Origin of the sequence: Pseudomonas putida, from assembly GCF_001976065.1 — a bacterium.
Classification (GTDB): Bacteria; Pseudomonadota; Gammaproteobacteria; order Pseudomonadales; family Pseudomonadaceae; genus Aquipseudomonas; species Aquipseudomonas serbica.
The window spans coordinates 41,239-65,207 of sequence record NZ_MNAH01000006.1; the positions used below are offsets into that span (position 1 = coordinate 41,239).

The following is a 23,969-nucleotide window of genomic DNA, read 5'->3' on the forward strand; positions in this document are numbered from 1 at the left end:
CCTGTCCATGCTGCTGAGCTCGCTGCTGTTCCTGCTGGCATCTGGATTGTTTGTCGGCGTCATCGTGCAAATGCGTCGGCGTGCCCGCCAGGTGGTGCAGCGCCTGGACGGCAAAGCGCCAAGCGAAAACCGCTTCAGCCAATGGCTGCATGCGCTGGGTACCAGCCGAGTCGGCCAGCAGTCGGTCAAGCTCGATAACGAAACCCAGACGCTGCTCAACTGCCTGGGCTGGCGTACCGCGCGGCAGCGGGCTTTGTTCGCCGCCTTCCAGGTTGGCACCCCGGTACTGGCGCTGGCGTTGAGTGCGCTGGTGCAGGGCCTGTTTTTCCCCGAGGTCACTCGTGCGTGGCTGGTCCCGGCCTTCGCCTTAGGAATCGGCTATCTGCTGCCCAAGCGCCTGCTGGCCGCCGCAGCGCACCATCGGCAAAAGAAACTGGCGGTCGAGATCTCTACCTTCATTCCATTGCTGCGCATCCTGTTCGAATCGGGCATGGCCGTGGAGCAATCGCTGCGCGTATTGAGTAATGAAGGCAAGTTGTTGATGCCCACGCTGACCCACGAGCTGCGCCTGGTGCTGGCCCGCGTCGATTCAGGCCTGGAACTGGGCGATGAACTGAACAAGGCCACTCGCTTGCTGGCGGTCGACGAATTCACTGACACCTGCGTGATCCTGCAACAGCTGCTCCATCAGGGCGGCGGTGCGATGAAATCCCTGCTGGCGCTCAAACTGTTACTCGATGACAAGCGCCTGGCGAGGCTGCAGGAATACATCTCCAAGATGTCCGCAAAAATGTCCGTCGTGATGATGCTGTTCCTCTTCCCGGCGTTATTGATCGTACTGGCCGGCCCGGGTTTCACCGCCCTCGCCCGGGCTTTTGCTTCTTAGGGGATTCGTGATGAAAGCAATGATTGCCGGTTTGAGCCTGCTGTTGCTGGGGGGTTGCGCGAGCAACGGGCAGGCACCCTGGAGTGCCCTGACCAACACCGCCAGTTGCGCCAAGTTGAACGCCGAACAACAGCTGTCGCTGAACCTGGCCGATGACATGGCCAATGACGGCAAGCTGCACGCCAGCCTCGCCAACCTGCAGAGCCTGCCCGACAACCAGGCCGACGTGCGCCTGCGCAAGGCCAAGGTTTATCGACTGCTGGACCGCCGTGAAGCCGAGCCGCTGTACCGTAGCCTGCTAGGCGGCTGCATGGCCGCCGAAGCCGAACACGGCCTGGGCCAACTCGCCGCCGCCCAGGGCGACAATGGCCTGGCTCAGGCGCACCTGCAACGGGCCGCCCGACTGGCCCCTACCGATGAAAAAATCCGCAACGACCTGGGCGTTGTGTACCTCAATCAGTTGCGCATTGAGGACGCCAAGTTCGAATTCCTCACGGCCATCGAGCTCAAGCAAAGCGACAAACTGGCCGCCGTGAACCTGGTGACCCTGTTGATCTACCAGGACGACTGGAACCGCGCCGCCGAGCTGGTCAGCCGTCTTGGCCTGAACCCGGCACAAGTCACCCAGGCCCAGGCCCGCGCCGAGAAACTCAAGTCACCCGGTAAATCCGGCCCGACCGTCGCCGCACAAGTCGTCGCCGTCCAGTAGGGAGCACCCCGATGAAACCGACCACCCTGTACTGCCTCGGCCTGCTGGCCCTGCCCCTTGCCGCCCACGCCATCGACGCAGGCCCCGCCTCGCCACAACAACAGGAAACCGAAGGCTGGCTGCAACTGCAAAGCAGCAATGCAGCCGCCTCCACCAAACAGCAAACCGCCAGCGCAACCGAGCGCGAACTGGCGATGCAGCGCTGGCTGAAAAGTTACCAGCATGAGATTCCGCAGTTCTTTGACCAGGATGTGGGGGGGAAGGTGAGTAGCGGATCGCAGGAATAAGTGGCGCCACCATCGCCCCCGTAGGCGCTGGCTTGCCAGCGATTGGCCCTCTAGCCCTGCGCCGATTTCACCGACGCCATCGCCAGCAAGCCGGCTTCCGACAGGCAACCTGAAAAGCGTGTCGGATGTTTCCCAAAGACTTGAGGGATCCTGCACAAGATTGGTCGGCTGTCAGGCCGCGTTCGCGGGCAAGCCCGCTCCTACAGGGGATCCAGTACATCCGCCAGATTCATGTCGGCTGGCTGGCGGTGATCAGTTCGCAGTTAACCGATGCCGCCCGCCCGAGTTACTCGGCGTCAACGCCAACGCCAGTTGCGTGCGGTTGTGCATATGGGTCAAGCGCAGCACCTGCGACACGTACAACTTCACCGTGTTCTCGGTAATGCCCAACTCGCAGGCAATCTGATAATTGGTCTGGCCCTTGCCCACCAAGCGAGCCACATCGAGCTGACGTGGCGACAGCTGACTGAAAATGGCCGGGATCTCGACCCGTTCTTTATCGCTTGCAGTGCTGTCATCCGCACCCGGTGCAGACGGTGTGCGTCGCACCCTGTCGAGATCCTCGTACAGATCATCAAGCGATTCGGACAGGTACTGCAGCTTCTGATTCAGATGCCCCAACTGCAACGCCTTGTGCCGCTCCTGCAGTACCACTTCCTGGCGTTGCACGCCTTCGAGCAATTCAGTCAGGTCGATCGGCTTCTGGTAGTAATCGGCAACACCGGCGCGCAGCGCCTTGATCACATCCTGCTTGTCCGCCTGCCCGGTGAGCATGATCGCTTCGAACGCCCGATGTTTGCCGGACAGGCGCTGCAGCTCCTGGACCATCTGAATGCCGTCCAGGCCAGGCATGTGCAAATCGCAGAGCACCAGGCCGATGTCCGTGTCTTGTTGAAAACGTTCGATCGCCTGCTGGCCGGATTCGCAGGGAACGCAACGGTAGCCGCTGTTCTCAAGAAATTCGCAAAGTTCTGCAACGACCATGGGCTGATCGTCGACCACAAGGACTTTTACTGCCGAAGTACGCTTGTTCACGTGCAACTCCCTGCAAGGCCAAGGACTGACCGTCCCTTTATCGACAGCCTGAGGCTGTACAACCTCTGAATGAAAGTAGTCGCTCTTTTGGCTGCTGTACAAAAACGAATGGCTAGCCGAGCCAGGCAAATGTCAGCACCAGCCCCACCAACAGGAAGGGCGCAAAGGGTTGTTTCTTTGACAGACCGGGCTCCAGGCAAACCAGATGACTTCTAAGCCCTTGTCCGATATGAAGCCAGACTCTTGGCGCCAGCAGCAGCCAACACACACTGGCCAAGCCGGCGCCAATAAATACGCCGAGCACATGCCGACCATCGGTCGCCAGCCCCAAGGCGGTCATGAGTTTGACGTCCCCGGCGCCCAGGCGACGCATCGCATAGCCGGGCAAGGTAAAAGCCAATGCCAGTAACGCAGCCCAGCCGCCCTGCTCGGCTGACGCGCCGATCCAGGTGGTGCCGCTGTATAGCAGATACGCCAGGGCCAGCGCCCCGACGCCCAGGGTCAGGTGATTGGCGATGTGCCGTTCCCGGGCATCCTGCGCTGCGCACAGCGCCAGCCAGATCAGTAGGACAAAGCTCTGCATCCGGTAAAAAACGTCCGTTTTGGCTGAATGATTCTATGCTGATATTACCTCGTGATGTCAGGGTAGACGCACTCATGAAAAGCAACCTCCCACGCAAGCAAAAAGGTGCCGTCGCGATCGAATTTGCCTTGGTGTTCGTGATCTTTTTTGCCGTGTTCTACGCAATCGTCGCTTACAGCCTGCCGCTGCTGTTGATGCAGTCGTTCAACCAGTCGACGGCCGAAGCCGTGCGTCGTAGCGTGGCCCTGGACCCGAACACACCCGGTTACGAGGCCGCGCTGAAAAACGTCGTGAAACTGGAGCTGACCCGTCAGTTGGCCTGGATTCCCGCCGGGCTGAATTTCGATGTCACCACCGACACGACCACCACCTACACGGGCGGCGTGTTGCAGGTCGCCATCCACTATCCCACGCAAAAGTTGAACGCGGTGATTCCATTTCTGAGCCTGCCAGGGATTGGCCAGGTACCGAGTTTACCGGCGACGCTCACCGCCAGTTCGAGTCTGCAATTTTGAGTGCCGGGGATAAACTCTTCGGGCGTTTACTCAATCGCCACCCGCCCGCGCAGCAGGAAATCCTGGAGCCTTTGAGCGTGCTCGGCGTCGGCTTACAGATGCAACTGAATGTCGAAGGACGCGTGTTACACCTGACCGGGCCGTTGCGCCATCAGTTGGCCCAGCAGGTCCCTTCGGCAAAGCTGCCGCACCTGCTGGATTTTCTCTTGCCCCACTGCAGCCTCATCCTTGAGGGGGCTCCCGCCGATTGGCAGGGCCAGCTCCTCGACCTGGATTTCTACAGCCTCAGCGGCCAGCCCCTGCACCTGCGTGGCTGGGTTCAGCCGATGGCTGACGCCTGGCTGCTGCAATTGCTGGACATTGGCGATTTGCTGCTTGAACGCCGGCAAGCGCGCCTGCGTGAGCAGTGCCAGTTGCTTGCGGCACAGATCGGCGAGCAGTTGCGACTGTGCAGCCTGACGCGCTTGCCCGACGTATTGATCGACCAACTGCAAGCGCTGGCCCAACGCTTGCACATTCCCTGCATCGCCCTGGCCTTGCTCGATGAGCAGGAGCAGGGCTGGCAGATTCACCAGCACTATTGCGGCTTCGACGCACCCAGCCTGTGGCACAACGGACAGCGCCTGGGCACCGGCCTGGACAGCTTGAACGGCTCCACGCCGTGTCACCTGAACCTGGCCGAGCACCCACGCCTGCAAGACACCTTTGCCAGCACCGAGGGTTTCGCCGTGCCCTACCACGATGCCCAGGGCGTGGTGGCCTGGTTGCTCTGTGGCTGTTACCCGGCCCATCAACAGGCCCCGGACGTCAGCAAGCGCGACTGGTTGCAGTTCGCCGCCGCCTTGGCCGGCCCCTTGCTGGAACGCTTGCGCGAACACCGACACCATCTGCAGTTGGAGCGCCTGGACTCCTTGCAGGCGTTGCTCGGCACCGGCTGGTGGGAGGTGTTCAGCAACAGCGCCGAGGTGCAATTGGCCCCCTCGTTGACCCGCGCCCTGAATCTTGAGCAAGAGCGATTGCCGCTGAGTGAATGGCTCGAGCAAGTGCACCCCGCTGATCGCGACGAATTGCGCAGCCGCCTGCAGGATTTGCAGCACGAAGGCACACCTTTGCTGTTGTGCGTGCGCCTGCACCGCGCCGACAGCAACGCCCCGGAGGTCTGGTATCGCGTGCAGGGCCAAGCCCTGGGCGTGGGTAATCAGCAGCGTCTAGTCGGATTCATGCTCGACATCAGTGACATCAAGAACCAGGAGCAACTGGCCGCTGCCGCCCATGCGCGACTGGACAATCTGATCGCCAGTTCGCCCGCGGTGATTTACGTACAGCGTTATGTGGAAGGTGCGCTGCAACCGACCTTTTTCAGCGACAGCCTGCAACCGTTGCTGGGCTGGACGCTCGCCGATTGCGGCGGGGCGGCGCTGGTCGAGCGTGTTCACCCAGAGGATCGCGACCGCTACTTCGAACGCACCCGCCTGCTGCTGCGCGAAGGTTCGGTGCGCGCACGGTATCGGCTGCGCGACAGTCGTGGCGATTACCACTGGTTGCTCGACGAAGCCAGGTTGCTGCGCGATGACCTGGGAATGCCGGTGGAAGCCGTGGGCCTGTGGCTGGATGTGACCGAAGCGACGCTGGCGGCCGAGCACGTCAAGCAGAGCGAGGAGCGTTACCGGATGCTGGTGGAGGACTCGCCGGCGATGATCTGCCGCTACCGTCCGGACCTGACCCTGACCTTCGGCAACCGGCCGTTGGCAACGTACCTGGAATGTTCGCCCGAGGGCTTGCCGGGGGTGAACCTGGGCAGCTGGATGTCGGCGCAGCAGCGCGAGGCCTTCCTCCAGCGCCTGAGCCAGTTGAGCCCGGAGTTCCCCGTGAGCACAGCGGAAATCAACCTGCAGTTGCCCGGCCGGGAGCATGCCTGGTGGGTCTGGTCGGATCGCGGGGTGTTCGATGCCCAAGGCCGCCTGCTGGAAATCCAGGCCGTGGGCCGCGACAACACCGAAGTTCGACGCGCCCAGCAACAACTGACCCAAAGCGCGAAAATGGCCACGCTGGGCGAGATGGCCACCGGCCTGGCCCATGAAATCAACCAGCCGCTGAACGTGATGCGCATGGCGATCGTCAATGTGCTCAAGCGCCTGGAAAATGGCAGCCTGCAGATCGATTACCTGACCGACAAGCTCAACCGCATCGACGCCCAGGTCCAGCGCGCCGCGCGGGTGGTGGACCATATGCGTGTGTTCGGCCGGCGCTCGGAGATCGAACAGCAGCCGTTCAATCCGGCGCTGGCCATCGAAGGCACGTTGTCGCTGTTGGCCGAGGGCATGCGCGGCAAAGGGGTAGACCTGCGGGTCAGCGAAAGCGGGTTTACGGTGCAGGTGCGCGGGCATGTCGATCAGCTGGAACAGGTGCTGATCAACCTGATGGTCAACGCCCGCGACGCACTGCTCGGCAGGCGTGAGGCCGACGGGCAATTCCAGCCGTGGATAGCACTGTATGCCGAGCGCGATGAACACGCGGTGCGCCTGTGGGTTGAGGACAACGGCGGCGGCATCGATCCGCGTCTGCTGGAGCGGATCTTCGAACCCTTCTTCACCACCAAGCCGGTGGGCGTCGGCACCGGGCTGGGGTTGTCCGTGAGCTACGGCATCGTGCAGAACATGGGCGGCAAGCTCAGCGCCCGCAACTCCACCGAGGGCGCGCGGTTTTGCATCGAGCTGCCGATCGTGCCCGACGATCAGATCACCAGCGACGCTCGACCGGCGTGACAGCTGAGGTTGGCGCCGACTTCGACCTTGTTCAAGTCGATGCCCAGGCTCGCCAGCAAAGTGTTGATCAGCGTGTCCAGCAGCGGGCTGAGCACGCTGTTGATCGCATTCACCAACGCGGTGGTAACGTCGTTCAAGAGGCTGCCCAGTCCTCCGATGATGCTGCCCGACGTCCCATACATGTTCACCCCGAGGTTGCTGACGGTGGTGCTCAGGCTGTTGACGATGTTGGTGGTGGTATAGGCATAGAAAAACGGCGGCTGGTTGATTTCCGGCAGGTTGGCGGCGGCTGGCGCGGAATACACGTGGGGCATGTTGGGGTTTTGCGCCACCGAGGTGTTGACCCGGATGGCGATGCCGCCGGTGGGCCGATGGTTGTAGCAGACCGCCGGTAAAAACAGCAGACGTTGGCAGGTCTGCACCCCGACATAGATGAGCTGTAGCGGGTTCACGACATTGGTCGGCGGGACGGTGGCGGAGCCAAATACATCGGCGGGGTCGATCTGCCCGATTTTCAATCCGATCAGCGTGGTCGTGGTGTTGGTCGTCAGGCTTTTGCTGGTCGCGCTGATGCAACTGTAGGCCGTGACATAACTCCAGGCACCGCCCGCCTCCAAAGCGACATCGAGCCGTATCGGCGGTGGCAAGAGCTTGGTTTCCGGCGTGTCACAGGGGGCGCCCAAGCCGCAGGTCAGCAACTTGTCCACACGCAGTCCCAACAGGTCCTGGAGGAAGCTGGTCAGCGACGTCGCAAGGTCCAGTACGGCATTGGCCAGGGGGGTGATGGCGTCCAGCACCGGCAGGTTGATCGACAATAACGTCTTGACCTGGGCCGTTCGAACATAGATGCGGTTAGGCCCCAGGGGCGCCAGTGCGGCGTTTTTCGGATTGCCCACGGCCGACAGTTGCGGCGGCTGCATGACCTGCACCCGCGCGGTGATCTGCGCCAGGCCCGCGAGGTTGATCGGCAGGGTCGCCACCAGGCCGTTTTGTTTGTTGGCCAACTGCACCACGCCTTCAATCAGGTCGAAGACTTTCAGGTTCACCGCCAGGGCCGAGATGTCGCTGCCACTTTCGACGTGCAACAAATCGCCCAGCACCACGCGGGTGGTGCCGGCCGCCACTTTCAGCGCCTGCAGGCCGATGATCGTGGCACTCGCGCTCAGGGTGCCATTGGGATCCAGGACATTGATGGCGCCCTGGATCAACTGGCTGACGTTGACGCTGTTGCCCAGCACTTGGTCATAACCCGCGGCGGTCAGACCGAGGTCGACTTTCAGGCGATTGAGGTAGGCGAGCAGGCTGATGTTGCTGTTGACCAGGCCATTCCAGCCGGCGGCATTGATCATCACGTCGCCGCCCAGCAAGCCGCCGAACAGCAAGCTGGTGATGGCGGCCTTGCTGGTATCGAAGGTCAGCACAGTGCTGCGGATGGTCAGTGCGGCCAGCGGCGGCGGCAGCGCGGCGACCGCCGTTGCCTTGAGGGTCAGGGTCGCGCCCGCCGGTGCACCGCCAAACAGGGCGCCAATGCCGCCGACAAGACTTTGCGTCACGACATGGCTGGCGATGACCTGGATGGCTTCGCTTTTCGCAGGGTCGACGGCAAACACCCGCAGGTTGTTGCCATCCAGGCTCAACCCGCCGCAGCTCACCGCCAGTGCGCGCCCGTCGCCAGGCAGGGTGAAGCCGTTGCGCTGGGCGCTGGCGGTGGCATAGCTGGTGGCGGTGGCACCGCTGGCACAATCACCGCCCCGGGTGGCGGCTTCCAGTGCGGCCATGTCGGCGATGCGCTGCAGGTTGCGTTTTTCCAGGTACAGACGACCGCTGTCGATGACCAGCAGCGTGAACGCCAGCGCCAGTGCCAGCGTCACCGCCGCCATCAAGCCAATCGCCCCCCTTTGCCGGGCCGGGCCGCGAAACTGCATGCGGGGCGACATCACGCACTCCTTTGCCGGCACACTGCCGAACGTGGCCTCCGTGGGTGTAAGGCAGTGTAGACAAGGGATGGCGCGATTGCTGGCAACTCGCCACTCCCCGCAACAACAAATCCCCTGTAGGAGCTGGCTTGCCAGCGAAGAGGCCCTCAGGATTTACGGTGTTCTGGAGGCCGTCTTCGCTGGCAAGCCAGCTCCTACAGGGAGGGGTTACAGATTTTTATCGGAGAGGGGGATAGTTGGCCAAAATCCGCGTGACCGTCTCGTGTATCGCATTGCTGCGGTCCGCCGGGTTGGGTGTGCGGCTGAGTATCTGCTCGTCACTGCCGCGCCACACCAGCTTGCCGTCCTTGCCGTCGAGCAGATCGATCTGGATCGTCGCGACCTTGTAGGAGATCAGGCGGGTTTCGTTGTACATCGGCGCGCCGTAGTAGCCGTACCAGGGGTTACCCCAACCGCCGCCGTAGTTGGTTGTCACCTGTTGCTGGCGATCCTCGACAATCAGGTAGGTCTGCACACTCAAGTCGCCCTTGGCGCCAGGGCCGGCCTGGCGCAGGCCACGCTGTTCGAGCTGTTCGACCATCGATTCGCGCACGCGCTGTTCGGTCAGGTCGCTCTTGATCCTGGGGTCATCGGGACGGTATTGCAGCGCAGGTTCTTTCCAGCTCCAGCTGTGATACGCGGCGAAATCACGGCTGGCATCGAAGTCATGATTGACCTGGTTGGCGGCGCAGGCACTGAGCAATACGGCCACTGCCAGTAAAGCGAGACGGCGGAACATGATGATTCTCCGGTAGAAGACATGAACCTGCGAAATGCTTCTTGACCACAGGAAGCTAACTGGGAGGATACGCCGACATTGCCTTTTCTACAGCCTCCCGTATGGCATCGACTTGCTCGCCCCCGCTCCCCCGGTTGCTGGTTTCGGCGCTGGAACTCCAGACTGGTTCACCGTTTTGCGCGTCGTACAGTTCGACGTGAACCACCACCACCTGTTCCTGATAAGTGCGCACGATCGGCGCGCTGCCGTACATGCCGTAACCCGGCCCATAGCCGTAGCGGTTGTAGCCGCCGTAACCGCCGTAGTACCCGTAATCGTCCTGGACCTGACGCAAGCGGGTTTCCAGACGCAGGTCTGCGCTCACGAACAGGTCCGCCGGCCGATTGTCATGCAGGGGCCGCAGGCCGCGCTGATCCAGCGCACTGCTGACCGCTTCGGCGACCTGCGCCGAATCCGCCCACGTGGTGCCCGGCGGGAGTTGCCTGTTGAGCCAGGCCCAGCTGCGATAACGCCCGTAGTCTCGCGGTGGCGCCGGGTAGGCGCTGCGGTCAAAGGTGTGGGCCGCCTGAGGCGGCGCTGGCGGCAAGGGCCTGGAACTTGCCACGTACGGATTGCTGCCCTCGCAGGCAGCCAGGCCCAGGCAGATCACCAGCAACCCTGAACGACTTTTCATTTCGAACTCCGATCAGACCGGCCGACACATCCAGTGCAAATAACGTCCAAGCCCGGCAAAGGCTGGATGGCGACGGTGGGCCAGCTCCATCTCGAGCAGGTCCGACAGTTCGGCGCGGGCCTGGAACTCCACCGGCATGTAATCGTGAAAAACTCGCACGCCACTCTGGCTTTCGACCTGCCACAGCCCCTCAAGTTGCGCCGCCAGTTCCCGTGGGTCCAGCGGCTGTTGCGGGGTCAGGCTCTGCTTCTCGCCGGCCATGTCGTTCTTGCGCATCTTGCGGAAATGGCCCTTGAGCAAGTTGCGGTAAATCAGCGCATCGCGGTTGTAGAAGGCCAGGGATAGCCAGCCGTCGGCCTTGGTCAGCTGATGCAGCACCGGCAGGATCGCGTGCGGTTCGGCCAGCCATTCCAGCACGGCATGACACAGCACCAGGTCGTAGGGCTCGGTGAGTTGGCCGAGCAGTTCCTGCCAGGGCGCCTGGATAAAGGTCGCACTCTGTCCCGCGTCGGCAAAGCGCTGGCGGGCGCCTTCGAGCATGGGTTCGGCGGGCTCGGCCAGGGTCACCTGGTGTCCACGCTGGGCCAGCCACAACGACATGTGGCCAAGGCCGGCGCCGATATCCAGGACCCGCAACGGGCGATCCGGCAGGGCTTCGGCCAGATCGGCCTGCAGCACCGCCAGGCGAATCGCGCCTTTGGCACCGCCGTAGATTTTTTCGGCGAAGCGTGTCGCCAGTTGATCGAAATGACGGTCACTCATCAGCCGAACCTCCGCTCGCTGTCCGCCAGCTTGCTGCGCACAACCTCATTCATGTCCAGGCCCAATTCGCTGCACAGCAACAGCAGATAGAGCACGATATCGCCAACTTCCTGCCCGGCATGGGCCAGCTTTTCGGCCGGCAGCTGCCGCGACTGGTCCTCGGTCAGCCACTGGAAAATCTCCACCAGCTCGGCCATTTCGACACTCGCGGCCATGGCCAGGTTTTTCGGGCTGTGAAATTGCTGCCAGTCATTGCGATCACGGATGGCGTGCAGGCGTTCGGTCAGTTCAACAAGGTTCATCGGGCTCTCCTGAAGGCGTATAGCTTCGGGGGGATGACGGGGGAAGGCAAGTGCCTGGCAGCGTTGTCGGTCTTTGCTCCATAATCATTCGATGGCGTGCTTCATGGCGCCTGAAAAAAATGCGCGGCAAGTCGGGTCGCCGCACCGCAGCTCCAACAGACAGGACGTTCATTCCATGCAGGTAGAAGGTTTTTTCGAATGGCTTGGCCAGATCCTGGGGACAGCCATCCGTTTCATCGTTGATGCCCTCAGCGGTCTGTTCCAGCTGGTGAGTCGTGCCAGCAGCCATTTTGTCGAAGGCTTGTCCGAGGCGCTGGGCATGGACACATCGATCATCAGCATCATCACCCTGATCCTCGGGTTGATGCTGTTGTGGTCGGCGATCCGCGCGTTCATGAACGCCTCGATCATCATGGGGATCATCTGGTTGATGCTGGGGTTGTGGCTGCTCAGCTGGATCATGCACTGACACCCCCTGCAATGGAGCGCTGCAGATTCTGCAGGGCTCGCTACAATGCCTGCTCCCCAAGGAGCCTGCATGTCCAACCTGATCGCCGATTGGCGCGACCGTCCAACCCATCGTCGGGTCTGGGCGCTGGCCGCGCCAATGATTCTCTCGAACATTTCCGTACCGCTGGTGGCGCTGGTCGACAGCACCGTCATTGGACACTTGCCCCACGCCCATCAGTTGGGAGCCGTGGCGGTCGGGGCCAGTCTCTATACCTTCCTCGCCTGGGCCATGGGCTTTCTGCGCATGGGCTCCACCGGTTTTGCCGCCCAGGCCGCGGGGCGCGGAGATGGCGCGGCACTGCGGCAGATCCTGTTGCAGGGCCTGCTGCTCGCCATGGGGCTGGCGCTGGTGCTGGGTGCGCTGGGCGTGCCGCTGAGCGGGGCGACGCTGCACTTCATGCAACCGTCGGCGGAACTGGACCAGATGACCCGCGAGTTTTTCCACACGCGGTTGTTCGGCCTGCCGGCGGCGCTGGCCAGCTACGCGCTGGTCGGCTGGTTCCTGGGCACGCAGAACGCTCGGGCGCCGCTGGTGATCCTGCTGAGCACCAACCTGGTCAACATCGCCCTTAACCTGTGGTTTGTCCTTGGCCTGGAATGGGGGGTGGTGGGTGCGGCCCGGGCCTCGGTGATCGCCGAATGGACCGGTGCGCTGATCGGCCTGTTGCTGACCCGTCATGCCCTGCGCGCCTATCCCGGGCATATCGCCTGGGCCGCCCTGGCGCTCTGGCAGAGTTGGCGACCGCTGCTGGCGGTCAACCGCGACATTTTCATCCGCAGCCTGGCGCTGCAATCGGTGTTTTTCCTGATCACCGTGCAAGGCGCCCGCCTGGGTGATGCGACCGTTGCTGCCAATGCCCTGCTGCTCAACGGCCTGCTGCTGACCGCCCACGCGCTCGACGGCCTGGCCCATGCCGTGGAAGCCCTGTGCGGCCACGCCATCGGCGCGCGCGACCGGGATGCCCTGCGCCGCTCCCTGGTCGTGGCCTGCGGCTGGTCGTTGTTGGCGAGCCTGGGTTTCGCCGGCTTGTTCCTGTTTGCCGGGCACCTGTTCATCGAGATGCAGACCGACATCAGCAGCGTGCGCGACACCGCGTTCCTGTACCTGCCTTACCTTGCCGTGTTGCCGCTGATCGCGGTCTGGAGCTACCTGCTCGACGGGCTGTTCATCGGCGCCACCCGCGCCAGGGAAATGCGTAACGGCATGCTGTTGACGGTGGCCTTGCTGGTGCCATTCGCCTGGGTGTTGCAGGGATATGGCAATCATGGCCTGTGGATCACCTTCCTGCTGTTCATGTTGCTGCGCAGCCTGACGCTCGGCCTGATTGCCTGGCGCCTGCGCCAGAATGATGGCTGGTTCGCCCGCGCTCACTGAAAGCCCTGGTGGTATAAAGCGCCGGCTCAGGGGGCGTCGTTCTGCCACAGATGGCGCAGGCTTTCGAGGCGTTCCTGTTGGGTATCCCCCGATAGTGGCTGCACCAGCCAGGCATCGGGGTATTGCAAGCGCAGCCACATCCAGCCATCAAGCACCGGGCGCTCGCTGAAACCCAACCCCAGGCCCTCTTCCAGATGGCCCCACACACGCATGAAATCCGTCCCCGTGGATTGACTCCAGCGCCAGGCATGCTGCTCGAGCAGGCAGGTCTGCAGTTTTTCCCGTTGCCGGGGGCTGAGATCTTCCTCGACTGCCAGAGGGCGCACGGCAAGCCCCGGGTTGAGCAACTGCTGCCAGCCCTGACAGCCGAGCGCACGGTCCGCCCAGGTCCCACCGAACCAGCGCAACTGGCTGATCGGCCCCAACCAGCGACTGAGTTCCTCGGCATCGCAGGCATCAAAAAAATAACTGGCGGTGTTCGGGTTGTAGTAACTCAACAAGGCGCGGTGATGCAGGTTGAAGGAGACGCTGAGCATGCGCCGCAGATGCGCCAGCAAGGTCGACGCCGACGCTTCGCTGAACACCAGCAAGCCGTGCCAGTATTGCCCGTCGACGCGGTACAGATCGACCAGGGCGGGGCAGGTCCGCAGATCAATGAGTATCGGCCCCAGCGCCTGCAATGCCTGCCATTCCGTGTCTTCGAACAGTCGGAACCGACGGGCGTGGGCAAACGTGTCGTGCAGGGTCACACCCGCCTGCGGCGCGCCTGGCATGTCCAGTAACAACCATTGCGGGCTCGCCTCGGACGCCTGTACCACAGTCATGCCGCACCGCTCTGGCCAAGGCGTGTCGCCGTGCGGCAGATGCAGGGCGTCTGCACGCAATGATTAAAACTGCCGCCACCGGGCAGCAGACACAACAACATCAGGGGCTCGCCCGACCCCAGCCACTGTTGCACGCCTTCAAGCGGGCAATCTTCGAAATCCGAAGTGGCGGACACCGCATCCGGCGCCTCGACGGCTTCGACAGCTGCGAGGCCATGCAGAACACCGGTGATCAGCGGTTGGTCCGGATCACCTTCGGTAAAGCTCACCACCACCTCCGTGCCTTCAACCAACTGCGCGCTGCTTGCAACCTTCAATGGCGCAGCCAAGGGTAACCAGCAATGGCTGGGCGCTGCGCCTTCCCCCTGATAAAGCCAGTCAAACTGCACCGCCACCGGCCTCGATGGATCAGGTTGCGGCTCATCAACCTCTACCACCCACGCCCGCTGCAGGCCGTGCATCCTTGGCTTCACCGCCATGATCGGTGTTTCAAAGGGCATTACCCAGTGCTCGGCCCGCACCTTGTTGCTGTAGACCTGGCTTGCACCTTGGGCGCCTTGATGCTCGATATGGGTCAACAGCCACAGCTGATTCCATTCGGCAACCGGATGTCCGCACAGCGGCATGCACTGGCCGCTGCGCAGCGTTGTCAGGTCAGTGCCACACTCCACGCGTTGCGCCGCGCCGTCGGTGCTGCGCTTGAACTCGAATCGACGCACGGCCGGTTGCCCTCCCGCCGCACGGAAGAACGCCGCTTCAGCGATCTGAAAATTCCCCAGGCCCTCGCCGAACACCACGCAATGCCTGCCAGCCTGGTGTTCAAAGTAATAGTGCAGCCGCTCCTGGGCACACAAGCGCTGAACAAACTGCAGGTCCGATTCCTGGTATTGCGTACAGAAATCACGGGGCGGGTAATCGCCAGCCAGTTCAAAACGCCGATCCTGATCGACGATGCCATGCTCCCTGAGTACCTGCTCAAGCATTTGCGGCACTGAGCGGCCGCTGAAAATGCGCTGGCTGAAGCGTTGGGCAAGGCAGGCGAACTTCGGCCCCAGCCGCACCTGGCAAAGCCTGATTCCCAGGCCGTGATCGCGCTGGACCAGTTCATGCAACTGTCCATGAATGGCGTTTCCCGCCGGCCCGAAAAGCAAGGATGCCGAACGGTACAATAAGCTGGCGAGGTCGAGCGACGGGTCGTCGATCAGCAGGTCCACGTCGAACACGAAAGGCTCGCTGATGGATTCTCTACCGGCAAAGGACAGAACCTCGAAGGCGTTGGACAGACCTGCTACGTCCAGACGAAATGACGGCTCGTTGACTGGATCGACCATGGGCTTTTCTCTACAGGAGGGACAGCCGGGGATTCTCGCCGAGAGACATGGCCGAGTAGAGAGGCGAAATACAACTTAGGAAAAGGCCTACGCGAAAAGAGGACGAAATAACTTGGATAGCCGAGAAGCGGTCCATTTCGCTGAAAAAAAGAGAAATGTCGCACCAGGTCATCTGAAATTTCCGACGCAAACGGTAAATTTTCAGACAACCTGATGAGAGCAGTGCTTACCTCAGGAAGACAGGTAAGACGAACGGGTCAGGCCCAGGCGCAGGGCATCGAGGAACTGGGTGCGCTCGCTGGCACTGATGCGGGCACTGGCGCACTTGTCGCGGTAGTGGGTCATCAGTTCTTCCGGCGACAAGTGCACATAGCGCAGCATGTCTTCGATGGTGTCGTGGGTCTCGATACCGGCGTGATAAATGCTGCCGTCGGCATTCTGGTAGATGTTCACCGAGTCGGTGTCACCGAACAGGTTGTGCATGTCGCCGAGAATTTCCTGGTAGGCACCGACCAGGAACACGCCCAGCAGGTAGTCCTCGCCCTCGTTCAAGGCGTGCACCGGCAGGCTGGTCTCGATGCTCTGCTCGTCGACGTACTGGTTGATCTTGCCGTCGGAGTCGCAGGTCAGGTCCTGCAGCACCGCGCGGCGCAGAGGCTCTTCGTCCAGGCGGTGCAGCGGGATGATCGGCAGTACCTGGTCGATGGCCCAGGTGTCCGGCAGGCTCTGGAACACCGAGAAGTTGCAGATGTACTTGTCGGCCAGCTTGTCGTTGAGTTCGTCCAGCACCTGGCGGTGGGAACGCTGACGCGCCTTCAACGAGTTGTGCAGGCGACGGCATACAGCGAAGTAGCATTGCTCGGCCAGGGCTTTTTCAGCCAGGGTCAGTTTGCCATCGGCGTACTGGGCGGCCACGTCGCTCATGTAGTGCGTGGCGCGCCAGTAGGTTTCGGTGACCATCTCGATGTCGGTCGGGCCAAGCAGGTCCACCAGCCACTGCACGGTTTCCGGCAGCGCTTCCTTGTTCTCGATCTGTGGCACGTCGTCGTTGTGTTTCTCGACGTCGGTCACCTGGATCACCAGCATGGCGTGGTGAGCGGTCAGGGAGCGGCCGCTTTCGGAGAAGATGTTCGGGTGCGGCAGGCTCTGCGCGTCGCAGAACTCCTTGAGCATCCCGACCACGACACCGGCGTAGTCGTCCATGTCGTAGTTGATCGAGCTGGCGTTACGCGAGTGCGTACCGTCGTAGTCCACGCCCAGGCCACCACCGACGTCGATGTGATCGACCGGCAGGCCGAGGTTGCGCAACTCGCCGTAGTAACGGATCGCTTCCTTGAAGCCATGCTGGTAGTCGGCGAGGTTGGCGATCTGCGAGCCCATGTGGAAGTGCAACAGGCGAATGCCCTGGTCCAGGCCGGCCGCGCGGAAGCGCTCGACCACCGACAGCAGTTGTGCCGCCGACAGGCCGAACTTGGATTTCTCACCACCGGTGTCCGCCCACTTGGACGAAGCCAGGGACGACAGGCGCACCCGCAGGCCGACCTGTGGCTTGACCTTGAGCGAGGCGGCTTCTTCGATCACCAGGCCAACTTCGGACTCTTTCTCGATCACGATGAACACGTTGTGGCCAAGCTTCTGGCCCATCAATGCCAAACGAATGAACTCGCGGTCCTTGTAGCCGTTGCAGACGATGGTGCCGCCTTTGGGCGCCAGCGCCAGCACCGCCAGCAGCTCGGGCTTGGAGCCGGCTTCCAGGCCAATGGAGACGTTCTGGGTGGCGATGATGTTCTCGATCACCGCTTCTTGCTGGTTCACCTTGATCGGGTACAGCGCGGTGTACTTGCTCTGGTATTCCAGACGCTCGATGTTGGCGTCGAACGCACCGGTCAGCTGACGCACGCGGTCTTGCAGGATGTCCGGGAAACGTACCAGCAATGGCAAGGACAGGCCGCTCTTGCGCAACTGGTCGACTTGCTCGAACAGATCGATGGGTGAGCTGCTCGGACCGTTGGGACGAACTTCGACGCGACCGGCGTCATTGATCGCGAAATACCCGGCCCCCCAATGGCGAATTCCGTAAACACTGCGGCTGTCCGCAACTGTCCATTGGCTGCCATCGTCTTTGCGTGTGCGTCGTACGGACATTGAAGTCCCCTATAAAGAAGTCATAGTGCGTCGCCTGGATTCAGGCCGGCGCAGTCTAAAGAATGAAAATGACGGTTCGTCAACGAAGGGATAGACCTCGCTGACCGCAGTGAGTTTAGAAACCGGTCATGAACAGGCTCTGTGAAAACCATGGAGACGACGCCAGGTCTGCTGTCAGGCAGGTCTGGATCAAGCCGCGGGTGGTTTTCACAGAGGCTGCTAGCCGCCGGACTTCTTCGCCTTGAAACCGTGCTTGATCAGTTCAGCCAAGAGTAGCTCGACATGATCGCCCTGGATTTCAATGATCCCGTCTTTCAACGCTCCACCGGTGCCACAGCGCTTTTTCAACGTCGTGGCCAGTTCCTTGAGCGCGTCTTCAGCCAAGGGCACGCCGGTGATGGTGGTCACCGTCTTGCCGCCACGGCCCTTGCTTTCGCGACGCACGCGAGCGATGCCGTCGCCGGCCGGGATAACGGTCTGTTTGCAGATGCAGGCGTCCACCGGTTTACTGCATTCCGGGCAATGACGACCTGCGTCGGTGGAAAATACCAGGCCACCAAGGGCGGCGAAGGATGCGGCTTTTTTGGCCACCGGCAATCCTCTTGGGAGGACAAAGACTGGTCGCGGCAACCTGGGCAGGTGCCATCGACCGCGAAGCCCCACTCAGGCAGGGGCAGCGCTACTGAAACGGTACAACCTGTGTAGGAGCGAGCAAGCTCCTACAAAAGAGCAATACCGGTTCAGTTTGAAAAGGTCGCGCAGTGTAACGGCAAAAACGCCGATTGCTAAGAGCCAATCGGCGCCAATTTATGCCTCTTTTGCGACGTCTTCGCCGCGGGCACGCAGATAGCGCTTTAAGGCGGCCAAAGAGTCCGGGCAGTAAGGCTTTTGCTCGATATCGCGCAGCACTTCTTCGATGGGCATGAAGCGCGCTTCCAGCACCTCTTCCGGTTGCAACACCAGCGGACCATCCCACACTGCCGAAAACGCCGAACACCAGAGGCGATTGCCGGTGTCCTCGAAGAAAAAGTGGTCATGAACGGACAACTCCACCCCGCTCACACCCAGTTCCTCTTCAAGCTCCCGGGCCGCCGACTCGGCATAGGTTTCGCTGGCCAGCACCATGCCACCCGCCGCCACGTCCCAATAGCCCGGATAGATCGCCTTGCTCAGGGTGCGCCGGTGGACGCACAGCTCACCGGCGGAGTTGAACAACATGATGTAGGTGCCGCGCCCGATCAGCCCGCGCTCGCGCAGGTCGGAACGTACCAAGGCGCCGAGCAGATTGTCCTGCTCGTCGACCCAGGCGATCTGCTCGGCATCCGAGGCCGCCCGATGGGCGGCTTCGCGCAGGCTATCGATGGGGCTATCGGCCATGGCTCAGCCCTGATTCAGCAGTTGACGCAAATCGATCACGGCGGCGTTGGCCCGGGAAATGTAGTTGGCCATCACCAGCGAGTGGTTGGCCAGCACGCCGAAGCCGCTGCCATTGAGGATCATCGGGCTCCAGACCGCTTCCTGCGACGCTTCCAGTTCACGAATGATCTGGCGCACGCTGACCGTGGCGTTCTTCTTGGCCAGCACATCGGCGAAGTCCACTTCGATGGCGCGCAGCAGGTGGGACAAGGCCCAGGCCTGGCCACGAGCTTCGTAGAACACGTTGTCGATCTGCAGCCATGGGGTTTCGACGATTTCTTCGTCGACCTGCGGCACCTGCCCTGGCGCGACGACTTCGGTTTTCAGCGCGGTGTTGAGCTTGACCCGGCCAACGCTGGCCGACAGGCGTTGCGACAGCGAACCCAGACGGGTACCGACATCGCCCAACCAATTGTTCAGGTTGTCGGCACGGGCATAGAACAGCGCGCTCTTCTGGTTCGGATCGGACAGCCGAGTCTGGTAGCGGGTCAGGGAGTTGATGCCTTCCTGGAACTCGGACTCACTGGAAGGCAGCACCCAGCTTTTATTGTCGAAGTTGAAACGCGGCTCGGCCTTGGCCAGGTCGGCGTCTTCGGTGGACTGCGACTGCGAACGGGCGAAGTCTTTACGCAGCGCACGGCTCAGGTCGCGCACCTGCACCAGCACGCCGTACTCCCAGCTCGGCATGTTGTCCATCCAAAGGCCCGGCGGCAGGCGGTCGTTGGAGATGTAGCCGCCGGGCTTGTTCAGCAGGGTACCGGCGACGCTCTTGAGGGTTTCCACCGTGGTATAGCCGACCACCATCTGCTTGCCGTCCCGTTCGGCGGCCAACTGCGCATTCTGCTGCACCGGAAACAGGTCAGGTTCCGCGCTCCAGTACCAACCCAGAGCAATCGTCACCAGCAGGTAGAGGCCAATCAGTGTGGCCAGCGCCCGGCTGAAAAACAGGCCGCCCAGATAACTGCGGGTAGCCGACTTCGGTTCAGCGGCACGTTCAGGCGCGCTACCGGCGCGGTTCTTCCAGTCCAGCATGGCGATATCCTTTCAATTACTTGAGTTCATCGATTCGACCACAACCATACAACAACGTGCCTTTGCCCGGCACCCGCCGTGGGCTCTACAGCGAAATTTATTCAATGGCTTCTAAGGGAATCCCCTAGCCCGACAAGGCCGAAAAGGCGCCCGCTTTGTGGCCATGGACAACCGGGCGCGGCAACCCTGCGTACCTGACGCCAACGACCTCGGGACTCCACTCGAAACGGGCCGATGCCACGGCTGGCGGGACTCTCGCAGGAATTGGCAGGCAATTGGCGACCGCCCGGTCAGAAGCCGGACAGAGTGATGCCAAAGATTATTAACGTACAAGAGTCATGTAACGGAAAAGAGATGCTAGCATAGAGCCACCAGTCGACCTCAGCTTGCCCCCTAACCAGTAGTCAGGATATGACCGAGCCCGAAGAGCCCAGCCGCGAGCGCCTCAAGCTCCATTTTGCCCAGCGGGTAATTCATCAAGCACGTCAGGTTCTTGAGATCTGGCAGCGCCTGCAGCGCAGTGAATGGTCGACCCGAGAACTGGCGGAACTGAGTGAGGCCAACCTGCGCTTGCTGCGTTTCGCCGAACGCTTCGAACAACCGGAACACAGCCAGCTGGCGCGTCAGATCGGCCAGTCCCTGGAGGCTGTCGACGCCAATCGCGGACGCCTGAGCAGCGGCCTGATCAGCGACCTCAACCGGTTGATGCAACGCCTGTCCCGCACTGGCCTGCGCCAAGGCGATCAGCTCGACCAGACATTCCTGCCGCCCTTGCGCAAACCCATCTACGTGATGCTGCAGGATCATGACCGGGCCGAGCGACTGGCCAAGCAGCTGGAGTTTTTCGGGCTCAGCGCCCAGTCCCTGGAGAGCGTGTCGGCCTTCCGCTCTTCGATGGTCGAGCGCCTGCCCGCAGCAATCGTCATGGACGTCGACTTCAGTGGCCAAGGCGTCGGCCTGAAACTGGCGGCCGAAGCCCAGGAAGGTCTCGATCAGCGTTTGCCGCTGCTATTTTTCAGCCTGCATGAAACCGACACCCCGACCCGCCTCGCCGCCGTGCGCGCCGGCGGCCAGGAGTTCCTCACCGGCACCCTGGAAGCGTCGAGCCTGCTGGAAAAAATCGAGGTCCTGACCTGCGTTGCCCAGTACGAGCCCTATAAAGTGCTGATCATCGACGACTCGCGCGCCCAAGCCCTGCACACCGAGCGCCTGCTCAACAGCGCGGGGATCATCACCCGGACCCTGATCGAGCCGATCCAGGCCATGGCCGAACTGGCGGACTTTCAACCGGACCTGATCATCCTCGACATGTACATGCCGGCCTGCACCGGCACGGAACTGGCCAAGGTGATCCGCCATAACGACCGCTATGTCAGCGTGCCGATCATCTACCTGTCGGCCGAGGACGACCTCGACAAGCAACTCGACGCCATGAGCGAGGGCGGCGACGACTTCCTGACCAAACCCATCAAGCCCCGGCACCTGATCACCACCGTGCGCAACCGTGCGGCGCGAGCACGCAACCTCAAGGCGCGGATGGTGCGCGACAGCCTCACTGGCCTGTACAACCACACGCACATCCTGCAATTGCTCGAAGACTGCAGCTTTCGCGCGCGCCGCGAGGGCAAGCCGCTGAGTTTTGCGATGCTCGACATCGACCACTTCAAGCGCGTCAATGATAGCCACGGTCACCCCATGGGCGACCGGGTGATCAAGAGCCTGGCGCTGTTTCTCAAGCAACGCTTGCGCAAGACCGATTTTATCGGCCGCTACGGTGGCGAAGAGTTCGCCATCGTCATGCCCGACACCGACCTCGAATCGGCCGTCAAGGTACTCGACGAAATCCGTCAGCGCTTTGCCGAGATTCACTACCCCGCTCAACCCCAGGATCTATGGTGCACGTTCAGCGCCGGGGTGGTGGACCTGAGCGAACACTCCGACAGCCTGCTGATGGCCAGCCAGGCGGACGAGGCGCTGTACCGTGCCAAAGGCGCGGGACGCAACCGTGTACAAGCCGCCAGGGCGCCAAGGCAAAATGCCACTATTTCATCGGAAGAGACCGATACGGTCATAACCCTGTAACACAAACGCAATAACTTCAGGCACTTACCATTTCTGCCGTTGGTAGTCCCTGATGCGCCTGAAGCTGCTGACCAATCTCAACACCCTTCTTTTAGTTGCCGTGTGCGTAGCCTTGGGCGCCACACTCTGGTGGTCGCAAAAAGCCCTCGAACGCCCGTACCTGTTAATGGAGCGTTATCTGGGGTTGTCCCAGCAGTTCCAGAATGAAGTGGCGCGCAACATCGTGGAATACCTCGCCAGCGGCGATGCGTTGCGCTTGAGCAGCGCCAGCCAGGCCATCGACAACCTGCACGGGGAACTCGCCGAGTTGCCACCCGCCCTGGCTGAAACCTTGCGCCCGAGCCTGAACAACCTGGACGAATTCAGCAAAACCGATCTGCTGGCCGCCGGCAAGCTCGCGGGCGACCCACAGGCCCTGCTCGTGCAAGCCGAACGAGAGCTGGGCGCCAGCCTTGATCAACTCAGCCAGTACGCCAGTGGCAATGCGAGCTACCTGACGCCCCTTCTGATGGCCTCCCAGCACCTGGGCAAGCTGTCGCTGGCCCGGGACAAACTGGTCAGCAGCGGCCGCAGCGAACTGGCCGCCGATGCCGAGCGCGAAGTCACCAACATCCGCAGCCAGGCCGAACAACTGGACGCCCTGCCATTGTTGGGCGTGGCAGCCAGCAGCGAATCGAACACTGATGATTTCGCCGCGATGATGGGCCTGGAGAACACCGAGAAAGCCGCGGCCGAAGATGCCGGCGTGGGTTTCAAGCGTGAGCTCAACAGCCTGCTCGGCCGCTACCCGGCGGAACTGGCCCGCACTCGCGAGCAAATCCAGAAACGCGCCGAACTGAGCGCCGCGACGCACCTGAAAATCGCCGCCGTGCAACAGTCTATCGCCGGCCTGGAACCGGTGGTACGCGCCCAGCACGGGCAGATCCAGAGTGAAGTGCGGTTGATGCAAGGGGTGATGATCGGTCTGATTCTGCTGATCGCCCTGCTGATCGACACCCTGCAACGCAAACTCGCGCGCACCCTGACCAGACTCTCCCCGGCGCTGTCGACCTGGGCCGAAGGCGACTTCAGCCGTGACATTGAGTTGGGCAATACCAACCGCGAACTGCATGACATTGAAGCCTCGCTCAATCGTCTGCGCGCCTATCTGGTGGATCTGGTGGGGACCATTCGCCTCAATGCCGAGCAGGTCGCCGGCAGCAGTCGAACCCTGGCCGAACTGAGCAACGACCTGCACAGTGGCGCCGAGCATCAGGCCGGCGACACGGCAATGATCCGCGATTCCCTCGGCGAACTGGAAGCGACCATCCAGCAAGTTGCCGGCGATGCCAGCCAGGCCGCCGACGCCAGTCGCCATGCCGGCCAGGCGGTCGAACACGGCCAGAGAGTCATTGGCCTGAGCCTCACCGGCCTGCATGCGCTGGTGGGAGAAGTACAGGGCAATGCGCAGATGATCGAGCACCTGGCCGAAGAGTCCGCGACCATCGGTGGTGTGCTGACGGTGATCCGCTCGATCGCCGACCAGACCAACCTGCTGGCCTTGAACGCTGCCATCGAAGCGGCCCGAGCCGGGGAAATGGGCCGCGGCTTTGCCGTAGTGGCCGAAGAGGTACGCTCGCTGGCACAACGCACCGCCGGGGCCACGGCCGAGATCCAGACCCTGATCGCCGGCCTGCAGACCGCGGCGCGCCAATCGGTGGAAGGCATGCGCGCCCAGGTCGAACACGCCGAAGCCACCGCCAACCAGGCGCAGGCGGCGGATGGGGCGCTGGATAAAATCGTCGGGGCGATCCAGACCATTTCCGACACCGCGGTGCGTATCGCCGATGTTACCGCCCAGCAGAGCGGTGCTGTCAGCGAAATCCGCGATCACAGTGAGCGAATCCATCAATTGGGTGGGGATAACTTGCTGCGTATCGGCCAGGGGCGCGAGCAAGGGGAGAATCTGTTGGTATTGGGTGGAAGATTGCATACAGCCGTCCAGGCTTTCCGCGTCTGACAGGCCGCCATCGCGAGCAGGCT

Annotated in this window: 22 protein-coding genes; 9 read left to right on the forward strand and 13 right to left on the reverse strand. The window is 62.1% G+C overall.

All coding sequences use genetic code 11. The features are described from left to right. The first annotated feature begins 7 nt into the window (after positions 1-7). From BKX96_RS20500 to BKX96_RS20510, 3 genes are read left to right on the forward strand one after another with little or no spacing between them, the layout of a single operon-like run. Positions 8-886 (forward strand): type II secretion system F family protein, encoded by an 879-nt coding sequence (locus BKX96_RS20500; protein WP_410454540.1) that lies wholly within the window; start codon positions 8-10, stop codon positions 884-886. Between the two features lie 10 nt (positions 887-896). Beyond that, complete coding sequence (locus tag BKX96_RS20505; protein ID WP_077185324.1) at positions 897-1,595, forward strand: tetratricopeptide repeat protein; 699 nt, start codon at positions 897-899, stop codon at positions 1,593-1,595. A gap of 11 nt (positions 1,596-1,606) precedes the next feature. Then, positions 1,607-1,882 carry a DUF3613 domain-containing protein gene (locus BKX96_RS20510; protein ID WP_077185326.1) on the forward strand — a complete coding sequence of 92 codons (276 nt, stop codon included), beginning with the start codon at positions 1,607-1,609 and terminating at the stop codon, positions 1,880-1,882. A 252-nt stretch (positions 1,883-2,134) separates the two neighbouring features. Here BKX96_RS20510 and BKX96_RS20515 read toward each other — a convergent pair whose 3' ends face one another. Both BKX96_RS20515 and BKX96_RS20520 read right to left on the reverse strand, forming a co-directional pair. After that, entirely contained in the window at positions 2,135-2,917 is a 783-nt protein-coding gene (locus BKX96_RS20515) for a response regulator transcription factor (RefSeq protein WP_046819679.1), read from the reverse strand. 112 nt (positions 2,918-3,029) lie between these two features. Continuing rightward, on the reverse strand, positions 3,030-3,500 hold the full coding sequence (locus BKX96_RS20520) for a prepilin peptidase (protein WP_077185327.1): 471 nt from the start codon (positions 3,498-3,500) through the stop codon (positions 3,030-3,032). Positions 3,501-3,574: 74 nt separating this feature from the next. Here BKX96_RS20520 and BKX96_RS20525 point away from each other — a divergent pair, with 74 nt between their 5' ends. After that, a complete protein-coding gene (locus tag BKX96_RS20525) occupies positions 3,575-4,015 on the forward strand; it encodes a TadE/TadG family type IV pilus assembly protein (RefSeq protein WP_046819681.1) in 441 nt (146 codons plus the stop codon). Beyond that, complete coding sequence (locus BKX96_RS20530) at positions 4,012-6,780, forward strand: ATP-binding protein (RefSeq protein WP_077185329.1); 2,769 nt, start codon at positions 4,012-4,014, stop codon at positions 6,778-6,780. The genes BKX96_RS20525 and BKX96_RS20530 overlap by 4 nt, the downstream gene beginning before the upstream one ends. Here BKX96_RS20530 and BKX96_RS20535 read toward each other — a convergent pair. The 5 genes from BKX96_RS20535 to BKX96_RS20555 form a co-directional block, all read right to left on the reverse strand. Then, on the reverse strand, positions 6,750-8,717 hold the full coding sequence (locus BKX96_RS20535) for a pilus assembly protein TadG-related protein (protein ID WP_077185330.1): 1,968 nt from the start codon (positions 8,715-8,717) through the stop codon (positions 6,750-6,752). The genes BKX96_RS20530 and BKX96_RS20535 overlap by 31 nt on opposite strands. A 217-nt stretch (positions 8,718-8,934) precedes the next feature. Next, positions 8,935-9,495 (reverse strand): DUF4136 domain-containing protein, encoded by a 561-nt coding sequence (locus BKX96_RS20540; RefSeq protein WP_046819684.1) that lies wholly within the window; start codon positions 9,493-9,495, stop codon positions 8,935-8,937. Between the two features lie 55 nt (positions 9,496-9,550). Further along, positions 9,551-10,168, reverse strand: coding sequence for a DUF4136 domain-containing protein (locus tag BKX96_RS20545; protein WP_077185332.1), 618 nt, complete (start codon positions 10,166-10,168; stop codon positions 9,551-9,553). Between the two features lie 12 nt (positions 10,169-10,180). After that, a complete protein-coding gene (locus tag BKX96_RS20550; RefSeq protein WP_046819686.1) occupies positions 10,181-10,930 on the reverse strand; it encodes a methyltransferase domain-containing protein in 750 nt (249 codons plus the stop codon). Further along, complete coding sequence (locus BKX96_RS20555; protein WP_077185333.1) at positions 10,930-11,232, reverse strand: MazG-like family protein; 303 nt, start codon at positions 11,230-11,232, stop codon at positions 10,930-10,932. The genes BKX96_RS20550 and BKX96_RS20555 overlap by 1 nt, the downstream gene beginning before the upstream one ends. Positions 11,233-11,407: 175 nt before the next feature. Here BKX96_RS20555 and BKX96_RS20560 point away from each other — a divergent pair, with 175 nt between their 5' ends. Beyond that, positions 11,408-11,701, forward strand: coding sequence for a hypothetical protein (locus BKX96_RS20560; RefSeq protein WP_046819947.1), 294 nt, complete (start codon positions 11,408-11,410; stop codon positions 11,699-11,701). A 69-nt stretch (positions 11,702-11,770) separates the two neighbouring features. Further along, positions 11,771-13,117 (forward strand): MATE family efflux transporter, encoded by a 1,347-nt coding sequence (locus BKX96_RS20565; RefSeq protein ID WP_077185334.1) that lies wholly within the window; start codon positions 11,771-11,773, stop codon positions 13,115-13,117. Positions 13,118-13,143: 26 nt separating this feature from the next. Here the strand turns inward: BKX96_RS20565 and BKX96_RS20570 are convergent, their stop codons facing one another. From BKX96_RS20570 to BKX96_RS20595, 6 genes are all read right to left on the reverse strand, one after another. Then, positions 13,144-13,941 (reverse strand): DUF4123 domain-containing protein, encoded by a 798-nt coding sequence (locus BKX96_RS20570; RefSeq protein WP_077185335.1) that lies wholly within the window; start codon positions 13,939-13,941, stop codon positions 13,144-13,146. After that, positions 13,938-15,272 carry a type VI secretion system Vgr family protein gene (locus tag BKX96_RS20575; RefSeq protein ID WP_077185336.1) on the reverse strand — a complete coding sequence of 445 codons (1,335 nt, stop codon included), beginning with the start codon at positions 15,270-15,272 and terminating at the stop codon, positions 13,938-13,940. The genes BKX96_RS20570 and BKX96_RS20575 overlap by 4 nt, the downstream gene beginning before the upstream one ends. Before the next feature lie 231 nt (positions 15,273-15,503). Next, the gene (speA, locus tag BKX96_RS20580; RefSeq protein WP_077185337.1) at positions 15,504-17,417 is read right to left on the reverse strand and encodes an arginine decarboxylase; all 1,914 of its coding nucleotides are present in this window, start codon (positions 17,415-17,417) and stop codon (positions 15,504-15,506) included. 219 nt (positions 17,418-17,636) lie between these two features. Beyond that, positions 17,637-18,008, reverse strand: coding sequence for a translation initiation factor Sui1 (locus BKX96_RS20585; RefSeq protein WP_007914613.1), 372 nt, complete (start codon positions 18,006-18,008; stop codon positions 17,637-17,639). Between the two features lie 216 nt (positions 18,009-18,224). Continuing rightward, positions 18,225-18,794 carry an NUDIX hydrolase gene (locus BKX96_RS20590; protein WP_046819692.1) on the reverse strand — a complete coding sequence of 190 codons (570 nt, stop codon included), beginning with the start codon at positions 18,792-18,794 and terminating at the stop codon, positions 18,225-18,227. Positions 18,795-18,797: 3 nt separating this feature from the next. After that, positions 18,798-19,865, reverse strand: a complete 1,068-nt coding sequence (locus tag BKX96_RS20595) for a DUF2333 family protein (protein ID WP_046819693.1) — start codon at positions 19,863-19,865, stop codon at positions 18,798-18,800. Between the two features lie 411 nt (positions 19,866-20,276). Between BKX96_RS20595 and BKX96_RS20600 the strand changes: the two genes are divergently transcribed. Further along, positions 20,277-21,947, forward strand: a complete 1,671-nt coding sequence (locus tag BKX96_RS20600; protein WP_077185338.1) for a response regulator — start codon at positions 20,277-20,279, stop codon at positions 21,945-21,947. A gap of 1,270 nt (positions 21,948-23,217) precedes the next feature. Further along, positions 23,218-23,946, forward strand: coding sequence for a methyl-accepting chemotaxis protein (locus tag BKX96_RS33585; protein WP_410454542.1), 729 nt, complete (start codon positions 23,218-23,220; stop codon positions 23,944-23,946). Positions 23,947-23,969 lie beyond the last annotated feature (23 nt).

Excerpts from the sequence above, each read along its gene's own strand:
- BKX96_RS20500 (WP_410454540.1), top strand. The coding sequence starts at position 8 with ATGCTGCTGAGCTCGCTGCTGTTCCTGCTGGCATCTGGATTGTTTGTC.
- BKX96_RS20505 (WP_077185324.1), top strand. The coding sequence starts at position 897 with ATGAAAGCAATGATTGCCGGTTTGAGCCTGCTGTTGCTGGGGGGTTGC.
- BKX96_RS20510 (WP_077185326.1), top strand. The coding sequence starts at position 1,607 with ATGAAACCGACCACCCTGTACTGCCTCGGCCTGCTGGCCCTGCCCCTT.
- BKX96_RS20520 (WP_077185327.1), bottom strand. The coding sequence starts at position 3,500 with ATGCAGAGCTTTGTCCTACTGATCTGGCTGGCGCTGTGCGCAGCGCAG.
- BKX96_RS20525 (WP_046819681.1), top strand. The coding sequence starts at position 3,575 with ATGAAAAGCAACCTCCCACGCAAGCAAAAAGGTGCCGTCGCGATCGAA.
- BKX96_RS20535 (WP_077185330.1), bottom strand. The coding sequence starts at position 8,717 with ATGTCGCCCCGCATGCAGTTTCGCGGCCCGGCCCGGCAAAGGGGGGCG.
- BKX96_RS20540 (WP_046819684.1), bottom strand. The coding sequence starts at position 9,495 with ATGTTCCGCCGTCTCGCTTTACTGGCAGTGGCCGTATTGCTCAGTGCC.
- BKX96_RS20545 (WP_077185332.1), bottom strand. The coding sequence starts at position 10,168 with ATGAAAAGTCGTTCAGGGTTGCTGGTGATCTGCCTGGGCCTGGCTGCC.
- BKX96_RS20550 (WP_046819686.1), bottom strand. The coding sequence starts at position 10,930 with ATGAGTGACCGTCATTTCGATCAACTGGCGACACGCTTCGCCGAAAAA.
- BKX96_RS20555 (WP_077185333.1), bottom strand. The coding sequence starts at position 11,232 with ATGAACCTTGTTGAACTGACCGAACGCCTGCACGCCATCCGTGATCGC.
- BKX96_RS20560 (WP_046819947.1), top strand. The coding sequence starts at position 11,408 with ATGCAGGTAGAAGGTTTTTTCGAATGGCTTGGCCAGATCCTGGGGACA.
- BKX96_RS20565 (WP_077185334.1), top strand. The coding sequence starts at position 11,771 with ATGTCCAACCTGATCGCCGATTGGCGCGACCGTCCAACCCATCGTCGG.
- BKX96_RS20570 (WP_077185335.1), bottom strand. The coding sequence starts at position 13,941 with ATGACTGTGGTACAGGCGTCCGAGGCGAGCCCGCAATGGTTGTTACTG.
- BKX96_RS20575 (WP_077185336.1), bottom strand. The coding sequence starts at position 15,272 with ATGGTCGATCCAGTCAACGAGCCGTCATTTCGTCTGGACGTAGCAGGT.
- speA (WP_077185337.1), bottom strand. The coding sequence starts at position 17,417 with ATGTCCGTACGACGCACACGCAAAGACGATGGCAGCCAATGGACAGTT.
- BKX96_RS20590 (WP_046819692.1), bottom strand. The coding sequence starts at position 18,794 with ATGGCCGATAGCCCCATCGATAGCCTGCGCGAAGCCGCCCATCGGGCG.
- BKX96_RS20595 (WP_046819693.1), bottom strand. The coding sequence starts at position 19,865 with ATGCTGGACTGGAAGAACCGCGCCGGTAGCGCGCCTGAACGTGCCGCT.
- BKX96_RS20600 (WP_077185338.1), top strand. The coding sequence starts at position 20,277 with ATGACCGAGCCCGAAGAGCCCAGCCGCGAGCGCCTCAAGCTCCATTTT.
- BKX96_RS33585 (WP_410454542.1), top strand. The coding sequence starts at position 23,218 with ATGATCCGCGATTCCCTCGGCGAACTGGAAGCGACCATCCAGCAAGTT.